This window comes from Actinobacillus seminis (genome assembly GCF_002263215.1).
Lineage (GTDB): Bacteria > Pseudomonadota > Gammaproteobacteria > Enterobacterales > Pasteurellaceae > Actinobacillus_B > Actinobacillus_B seminis.
Genome location: NZ_NLFK01000018.1, coordinates 1 through 5,696, shown reverse-complemented (window position 1 = coordinate 5,696; position 5,696 = coordinate 1). Strand labels below are relative to the sequence as shown.

The following is a 5,696-nucleotide window of genomic DNA, read 5'->3' as shown; positions in this document are numbered from 1 at the left end:
GGAAACAACAACATTAAATTTAGTTGGAGCGATGCCGGCACCTCTACTAATGGCGAAGAAACTAGTAAAAAATCTGTTGTCAGCGTAGGCACTCAAAATAACGAGCGTGTAATCACCCACGTCGCCGCCGGAAACGTCACCGCCACCTCCACCGACGCCATCAACGGCGGACAACTCTACAGCGTAGCCAGCGTGTTTAGTACCATGGCAACCGGTATTTTAGGGTTGGAAAAAGCGGATAATGGTAGTGATGGGTTTAAAGATGTCAGTTTCACTAAATTGAAAACGAAAGATGGGACTGATAGAGAACAACAAACCACATTCAAATCAGCGATTGAAAATAGCATTGAAACTATCAATCAAGGCTTGAAGTTTGCGGGAGATAGTGGCGAATTTACCCGACAACTTGGTGCAACAGTGAAGATTAAAGGGGATGGAACTGATTTAACTTCAACTGCTAATGGTACTAGCGGAGAAATCTCGTTTAAATTAGAAAAAGAAACTAATATTACACAAAATGGTAGCACCAGTACTAAAGTTCCAACAACTAAAGCAGTTAAGGAATATATAGATCAAAAAGTCGGAGATGTTAGTTCAACTTTAGATCTAGAAGCGGATAATTCTAATGGTAGTACTTACGGTAAAGTTGCGTTAAAAACGCAAAAATTAAAATTAGCGGGTACTAGCGGTGAAATTAAAACTTCTGTTGATAATCAGGGGCAAACCGTCACTATCGGTTTAGATGAAGCCTTTAAAAATAAAGTTAATGGTTTTGAAAGCCAGATTACTAAAAATGCAAATGATATTAATACAGTAACTAATACAGCCAATGCAAATAAAGCCGGTATTCAAACTGCAAACGATAAAATACGAGAAAATACACAAAAAATTGAGAAGGTAAAAACCACAGCAGATCAAAATACAGCAGCGATTAAAAACCAAGAGATCGCTTATAAAGCAAATGGTGAACAAAAATCACAAAAAGTGAAACTATCCGAGGGGCTTGTTTTTAATGGCGATACCAATATTACCGTTGAAGCAAAAGAAAACGGAGCAATTACCCACAAGCTAAATTCAGCTCTAAAAGGGATTAACTCTATTTCTAAAAACGCAGATGGTAATGGGACAAAAATTACCCTTGAAGATAATCAAATCTCCGTCAATGATAAAAAAATCACTGGTTTAGCTGATGGTCAAATTAGTGAGCACTCAACAGACGCGGTAACTGGTAAACAGTTGCATCAAAAACTTGCAGAAAAAGCTAACAAAGGCTTAGATAATATTGATGACGCTGGAAAAACGGTGATTTCCAAACAAGCTGTTCAGGCAATTAAGGCTGAAAAAGAGGGAACTTCGACCTCGCTTACTGTTGAAGAGACAGAGGGCAATGAGAAAAAATCAAAAACCATTAAAATCGGTTTAAATGAAAGTACATTGATTACTAATTTGAGTAAAGGTGTAGATTTCAAAAATCCTACTGGCAATAAACTGGTCACCGATAAACAAGTCAGTGATTTTATCGGCGGTAAAAAACTGATTTTTACGGATAAAAATAGTGGCAGACATGAAAGTAAACTCGATAGCGAGTTTAAACTTGTCGGCAATAGCGATATTACGATATCTGTGAGTAAAGATGGCGAAAATGGCAATGGTCAAGCTACTTTTGTGTTAAATAAAGCCGAGACAATCAGCGATCAACCTAATACAAAAGACAAAGCAGCCACCGCCGGCGCGGTAAAAACCTATGTGGATGATGCGTTAAAAACCGCCAAAACCGAAGCGGATAAAACCGCGGTGAAATATGATGATGACAGTAAAAATGCCATCACGTTAGGCGGTAAAGACAGCAAACATCAACCAGTAGTGATCGACAATTTACGCTCCGGATTGGGAATTGATGAGATTAACGACAGCGGCATCACTTCCGCTACCCAAGGCAAAACTCGTGAATTGGTGAAAGATCTTGTCGCTGGAAAATTAGATGAAAAAGCGCATAAAGCAGCCAATGTTAGCGATCTTAAAGCGGTGGCAACTGCGGGGCTTAATTTCACCGGCAATGACAGCGATCACCTTGTTCACAAAAACCTTGGCGAAACCTTACAAATTGCGGGGCAAGGCGTGCGTGATGTGGATACATTTAACGCGACAGATAATAATATTGTAGTGAAAACACAAAACGATAGATTAGAAGTCGCCTTAAATGCCCAATTAACCGGATTGCAATCGGCTACTTTTGCCAACGGGCAAAAAACAGTGGAAATCACCGACGATAAAATCGTCTTAAAAGATGGGGCTAATAGTACCGCCACGTACACCGCCGACAGCGCGACCTTAACAGACAAAGATGGCAATACTGCCCAATTAAACGGTCAAGGGTTAACCGTTGGTGATGATAAATCAGCCAATGGCGATAAAACTCATACCACCTATGGCAAAAATGGGCTGACCATCCATGGCAAAGACGGTAAAAGTGCGGTTAGTTTAACCACGAAAAATGAAAGCGGGAAAGACGCTGCCACCCTAGCATTTGCTAAGGACGGTCAATCCGGCACCGGCGCGATTACCGGATTAAAAGATCTTGAGGACAACGCCGACGGATCCAGCGCCACTAATAAAAATTACGTGGATAACCAGCTGAAAAAAGCCAAAGAAGACGCCGATAAAACCGCGGTGAAATATGATGATGAAACAAGGGATGTTATCACCTTGGGGGGCAAAGGCACATCACATAAACCAGTAGTGATCGACAATTTACGCTCCGGGTTGGGAATTGACGACATTAACGACGGAGGCATTGCCTCAATAAAACAAGGTAAAACCCGTGATTTAGTGAAAGATCTTGTCGCTGGAAAATTAGATGAGAAAGCGCATAAAGCAGCCAATGTTAGCGATCTTAAAGCGCTGGCAACCGCCGGACTTAATTTCGCTGGCAATGACGCCAAAGATATTCACAAAAACCTCGGCGAAACCTTGGCGATTGTGGGGCAGGGCGTGACTGATATCGCGTTGTTTAAAGGAACCAACAATAATATTGCGGTGAAAACAGTTGCGGGTAACTTGGAAGTTTCATTAAACGAAGCGTTAACTGCGATTAAATCCTTGGTCACCCAAGCTAAATCGGTTGATGATAAATCTGGCTTATCCGCCATCAGCACGCTAGATGGGGCGGGCTTACATTTAACACCGGCGGAAAGCTTGACGAATGGACAAGGAAAACAAGCCGATTACGGATTGCTTGGCTCCACGGTAAAAGACGGTGAAAAAACCAACACCCAAACCGCCGGCAGTATTACCTTAGCGCAGGGCGAAAAATCCAATACCCAAACTGCGGAAAGCAATACCTTGCAGGCAAAAGACGCTGAAGATCCAACAACGACCTTAACCAATAAACAAACCGCTGCCGGTAACACGCTCTCTGACGATAAAGGCAACCGCGCGACTTACGATCGCCATGGGGTGAGTTTGCAAGACAAAGATAGCAATACTGCCAAATTAGATGCTCAAGGTTTAACCGTTGGAGATAAAAATTACGATGCCGATAAAACCCATTCGGTTTACGGAAAAGAGGGGCTAACTATCCATGGCAAAGACGGTAAAAGTGCGGTCAGTTTAACCACGAAAAATGACAACGGTAAAGACGCTGCCACTCTGGCATTTGCTAAAGGTGAAGACGGTCAAGCTGGCACCGGCGCGATTACTGGATTAAAAGATCTTGAGGCAAATGCCGACGGATCCAGCGCGGCGAATAAAAACTACGTGGACAATCAACTTAGCAGCGCCCTAGAAGAAGTCGCCGGCAACCGTCCGTTTGATTATTATTTAAACGACATCAAAGTCAGCAAAGACAAAGATGGCAATTTCTATAAAGAGGAGAGCGGTAAAAAAGTCAAATTGACTGGTGCCGAAAAAGCCCAAGTTGTGATTAAAGCTGAACCGCAAAGCACGCCAATGACCGTGAGCAATATTAAAGCGGCGAAACTGGCGACGGACTCAACAGACGCAGTAAACGGAGCGCAATTGGTGGCAGCGACCGGCGCGCTGGCGGGGCAAGATGGCAAGATGACCTTTGCTGACGGGCGGGATGGCAAAGCGGCGACAGACCCGACCGCGGCGGCAAATCAAGGGTTAACCGCAAAAGATGGGCTAAATGGTCACAATGCCAACGACAAAGCCAACGCCCTGCGCAACGGGGAAGCTGGCTCGGTGGTGTATACCGACAGCGCCGGTCAGCGTTTGGTGAAAGCTAATGATGGCAAATACTACCATGCGGCGGATGTTGAAAATAACGGTGTGCCAAAAGACGGAAAAAGTGCGGTGGAAAATCCACAACTTTCTTTAGTCAACGCCCAAGGCAACACCGATAAGGCTGCCCTCTTGGGGAACGTGGCGAGTGGGTTGGGCGTGAAGACATTAACTGCTGAAGAAAACGCCCAACTTAATGCTTTGGCGAAAGTGGTGGATGAAAAAACGATTGATGTTGCGAAGAAAGCGAAAACCCTTTCCGCACAGGCTAGAGCTTTTTCTGATTTAACCTTAGCGGTAACCAGTTTGGAGCAAGTCATTGATGAAATGCCAGAAGGAGATGACAAAGCTCAAGCATTGATAACCCTAAAAGAAAATAAAGCAGAATTAGCGCGCGTAGAAAGCAGTTTAAAAACTGCCAGAAACGAGTTAACTACCGCAAAAGCGCAATTATCTGATGCTAATAAAGCCTATGACAATCGTTATAATGCGCTAACGGGGGCGACGAATAAAATCGCCGATTTAGTTAACGCCGACAGCCACGCTACCTTAACCCATGCGGCTACCGTAGCGGATTTACAAGCGGTGGCGCGAGCCGGCTTGAACGTGGTCGGCAATGATGGATTGACGGTGCATAAGCACCTCGGGGAAACCTTGTCCATTACCGGCGAAGGGGAGTTTAATAGCAACACTTCAGCCGCGGGCAATATTAACGTGGAGCTCGCGCAAGATGGACAAGGGTTGAGCGTGAAATTATCCGATAAATTGCAAGGCATGACCTCGGTGGAAACCCGTGAAATCCATGGTAAAAAATCTACCTTTGACAGCAATGGGTTGAAAACTGTTAGCGCGGATAGCGAAATCCGTGTGACCGCGCAGGGAACCGAGATTGTGGGCAAAGGTACCAACGCTGGAAAAGCGGCGGGCTATCGCTTGGATGGCGTCCGCTTGCAAGATGGCGCCGGCAATCACGCTACCCTATCCGCACAACAAGGCTTACGCTTAACCGGTCAAGCAGGCGAACCTTCATTGATAGCAACGAAAAATGGGCTAGTAGTCAAAGGACCGCAAGGCGATATTGCTCTTGACGGTCAGCGTGGCGAAATCTTGCTGCCGGATGTCAAACCGGATGCGAGCGGCTATGTTGCAGTGAATAAAAATTATGTGGATAGCCAAAATAATGAACTGCGCACCCAATTGAGCAATACCAACCGCGAAATGCGCGCAGGAATTGCCGGCGCCTTGGCTGCCGCCAGCTTACCGAGCTCGGCGATACCGGGGAAATCCATGCTTGCCGCTTCCGCCGGAACGTTCAAGGGGCATAGCGCCATTGCCTTGGGCTACTCCAAAATGAGCGATAATGGCAAAATCAGCATCCGCTTACAAGGTACCAGCAACTCCGCCGGCGACCTTGGCGGCGCTGTCGGGGTAGGCTATCTTTGGTAAGATAACTT

The 5,696-nt window shown here is 45.3% G+C and carries 1 protein-coding gene; it reads left to right on the top strand.

The window, feature by feature from the left end:
* On the top strand, window positions 1-5,688 hold a 5,688-nt coding region (locus CFY87_RS11315; protein WP_143226176.1), incomplete at its 5' end, for a YadA-like family protein.
* Window positions 5,689-5,696: the final 8 nt, after the last annotated feature.